This window comes from Halobacillus sp., assembly GCF_049282395.1.
Classification (GTDB): domain Bacteria; phylum Bacillota; class Bacilli; order Bacillales; family Halobacillaceae; genus Halobacillus.
In genome coordinates this window covers 1-3,320 of the sequence record NZ_JBAPTY010000115.1, presented here as the reverse complement: position 1 = coordinate 3,320, position 3,320 = coordinate 1, and the positions used below count along the sequence as shown (strand labels likewise).

The 3,320-nt window shown below is 46.7% G+C and carries 5 protein-coding genes; 2 read left to right on the top strand and 3 right to left on the bottom strand.

Translation table 11 applies throughout. The annotated features are described in order from the left end of the window. Both WAM07_RS05555 and WAM07_RS05550 read right to left on the bottom strand, forming a co-directional pair. Nucleotides 1-346 (bottom strand): DUF3048 domain-containing protein (locus WAM07_RS05555; RefSeq protein ID WP_422165448.1); only part of this gene is annotated, 346 nt, incomplete at its 3' end. Between the two features lie 39 nt (nucleotides 347-385). Then, nucleotides 386-2,131 (bottom strand): adenine deaminase C-terminal domain-containing protein, encoded by a 1,746-nt coding sequence (locus tag WAM07_RS05550; protein ID WP_422165446.1) that lies wholly within the window; start codon nucleotides 2,129-2,131, stop codon nucleotides 386-388. 75 nt (nucleotides 2,132-2,206) lie between these two features. On the opposite strand from WAM07_RS05550, the gene WAM07_RS05545 reads away from it, so the two are divergent. Together WAM07_RS05545 and WAM07_RS05540 are read left to right on the top strand one after the other, a co-directional pair. Next, complete coding sequence (locus WAM07_RS05545) at nucleotides 2,207-2,461, top strand: YgaP family membrane protein (RefSeq protein WP_422165444.1); 255 nt, start codon at nucleotides 2,207-2,209, stop codon at nucleotides 2,459-2,461. A gap of 64 nt (nucleotides 2,462-2,525) precedes the next feature. Beyond that, nucleotides 2,526-2,639, top strand: coding sequence for an EYxxD motif small membrane protein (locus WAM07_RS05540; RefSeq protein ID WP_396252823.1), 114 nt, complete (start codon nucleotides 2,526-2,528; stop codon nucleotides 2,637-2,639). On the opposite strand, the gene WAM07_RS05535 is transcribed toward WAM07_RS05540, so the two are convergent. Further along, nucleotides 2,613-3,320: phosphoribosylamine--glycine ligase (locus WAM07_RS05535; protein WP_422165442.1), on the bottom strand; the 708-nt coding region annotated here is incomplete at its 5' end. The two genes, WAM07_RS05540 and WAM07_RS05535, sit on opposite strands and share 27 nt — an antisense overlap.

Here is a 3,320-nt window from a genome sequence, read left to right as displayed (position 1 = left end):
GTCCAATTGTATCAGGTAGTTGACTATGAAATAAAGCTAAAAAACGGGTGATCTGTGCCTCTGCCAATACTTCGAATACAATATCTGCCTGACTTAAGCCGGATTGAGGTCGGGCTTTGGTATGATTATTAATCATCACAGAAACCACCCGATGATCCACCCCGCCCTGCGCAGGTTCTCCGGTTAATGGAAAAACATCCTCGTCATCTTCAATCGTCTCATTTTCGGTAGAAACTCCATCAGGGGCTTCTGGTGAAGGGGACGGCGCCTGAGGGGCTCCGCCCGCACAGGCCTGAAGAGGCATAAGCACACAACCAAACAGCAGCATCCAGGTTAACCTTCTCATCTCGCACTTCCCTCATCATTTTTTTCATATCATTCTATACTATCTCATGATGGAAGGATAGAGTACTTCTTTCTTTTTCACATCCATGATACCAAGCGGTGTGATTCGTATATAAGGTAAATGCATGGAAGATAAGAAAAGCAGTGTGTACACTGGATCGGAAAATGAAAAACCGTACTCCTTCAAATACTCTTTCAGTTTGCTTTCTTCCTGCATTAAATCCTCAAGCGGCAAATCAGACATGATCCCGCCAAGCGGAAGAGGCAATTCAAAGAGAATCTTTCCTTGATCCACGAGAACGATTCCACCGCCGATTTCTTTCATTCGAGCAAACGCTTTTTCAATATCTGACCGCGATTTTCCAATCAGAATAAGGTCTCCCGTGTTGGAGTATGAGCTTGCAAGAGCCCCAAGGGAATCCGTAAACCCTTTGAGCAGGGTGTTTACGGTCCATTTACCTTCTCGGTCCATGAGCATGAGAAAAGCTTCATCTGTATCGTCTGGAAGCTGTGACGCAGATGCATCTAGATCAATCGCATAAGGTTTCATAATAACGTCATTAATCATCTCCATTCCAATCGGCATGGAGAACTGCATATCGTGCTCGTTCATTTCCCAATCAAGATTTAAATGATCAATGCCATTCTTCTTCCACTGGATGGAATTCTCCGGTTTGATGTCTTCTCCATCGCGCTTTACCCACTCCCCTTTAGCGATCACGGAATGCGGAGTCGGATCCTTGGGATCTTTTAAAAAGTTCAAGTGAGCCACGCGTCCGGAATTAATACTTCCTACCCGGTTTTCAATATTAAAGTGACGTGCCGGCTGATAGGTGGCCATCATATAAGCATCAATGACGGGGACTCCAGCCTCTATGGCAAGCCGTATGCACATATTGATCAGTCCTTCACGATAAAAACCAGGCGTTGATCCATCTGTGGTGTACATCAGGTGATCATAGTGCGTATGATTCTTTTCCTTCAGACCTTTAAAAATCTCCGGAAGATCCGGTCGTATAGACGAATAGCGGATTCCTGTCTGATAACCGACCGAAAGCCGCTTAATCACATCATCGGCGGTCATGGATTCGTGTTCTGAATCCATACCTAAGAGACGCATTTTCACAAGCGTTTTTTCGCTGGCTCCGGGTAAGTGGGCTTCAAGCGGCTTGCGGGCGCGTTTCGTCTCCTGCATCCAGTGCAGGATTTGTTCGTCACCATTATACAAGACATCCGTCCAGGCCGTGAGTTCCCCGCCCTGAATGACAGCATCGTGTTCAATCCAGGAAACAACCTGCTCGTCAAAGGCTTCACGTTCTTCGTCTCTTAAGACAGACTGGGGATCGAAGCGCGCCCACCAGTACATCGTAGCCGGTAAATCCATGAATTCTTCAAGCAGCGAAAACGCTTTCTCTTTTTTTGTTAAAAAAAGCCACATGAGGTTATCGTTGATTAATGATGTGGTACCTGTGCGCGCTGCATATTCCGCTAAGCTTCGGGGATTATATAATTGAAAAGGATGGGCGTGGGGTTCAATATACCCCGGGACAATGTAACTATCCTTTCCATCAATGATTTCTGTTCCTTCCAGGTTGGCAGGAAGCTCCGAACCGGTATAAATGATGCGGTCTTCGTACAACCATATATGTCCAGTCATCCATTGTTTTAAATATACGTTTAAATAAGTGGTATGTTTAATTAATTTGGTTGGCGCATGCGTACCATCCATGACGCTTGCGTGTTCACGCAGCTGCCGGTTACGCCAACGGAATCGTGTTTCATTCATGGAGCGTCCTCCTATCGAGTCAATATGTACTATGGTAACACAGGAAGTCTTTATGTGGTAAGGAGGAAGCCGACCATGAAGCCAAATATTGGCATCATCAACTCAATGGTTCGTATTACAGCTGGATTAAGCATGCTGACGTTACTGACCATTCGAGCAAATAAGACAAGAGAAGTCCATCCTATGCTTGTTGTCCTCGCATCAATGAAAGTAGCTGAAGGGATTGTCCGCTACTGCCCGTTAACGGCAGCTTTTGAAGAAATGGCTGAGGAAACAGACGGTATTGAACAAGGATGGCAGCAGAATTTAAACCAGTTCAGCAGTAAATGATGAAGAAATCGGGTTGATCCCGAAATAAAAAAGGACGGGGCACTCCCCGTCCTTCTTATAAAGGATGAAATCAATGGACTTTATGGAATATTTAACAGACGTCGGATTCGTGGTCATCACGATCATCGGTTCGATCGCCGCCCTATTTTATTTAGGTGTCCGTCGAAGAAATCGATGAGTGTCCGATGTCACGGCGATAGAAAAAGTCAGAGAACCCTTCAAAACAGTTCAAATAATCATAAACGCCATCCAGTGCCCGGGCAAGATTCTTATCTTTAGCACCTGCAAGCAGGACACGCCCGCCACTGGATACATAGCCTTCCTCGTCCTTTTCCGTACCGGCGTGAACCGTAAACGCCTGATCGTGTGCTTTTAATACAGGTAACGGCCGTCCTTTCTCATATCCCCCCGGATATCCGCTCGAAGCGACGACCACCCCTGCACAAACCTCTTTCGACCAGGTAAGTTCAGGGTCCTTGCCTTCCAGAACATCCAGCATCACTTGCACAAGATCATTTTCAAGCAGCGGAAGAACGACCTGCGTCTCGGGATCTCCAAAGCGCGCGTTGAACTCAATCACTTTTGGCCCCTCGGGACTTTCAATTAGGCCTGCATATAAAATGCCGGTAAAGGAACGACCCTCTTTGACAAGAGCCCGCGCCGCCGGCTCGAGGATAGAAGAAACCGCCGTCTGATAGGCTCCTTCTTCTAATTCAGGTACAGGTGCATAAGCCCCCATTCCACCTGTATTCGGACCTTGATCACCATCGAACGCCCGCTTATGATCTCTTGCAGGAATCATTGGGTACACATGTTCACCCTGGACGAAAGCCATTAAGGAAAACTCTTTCCCCTGCAA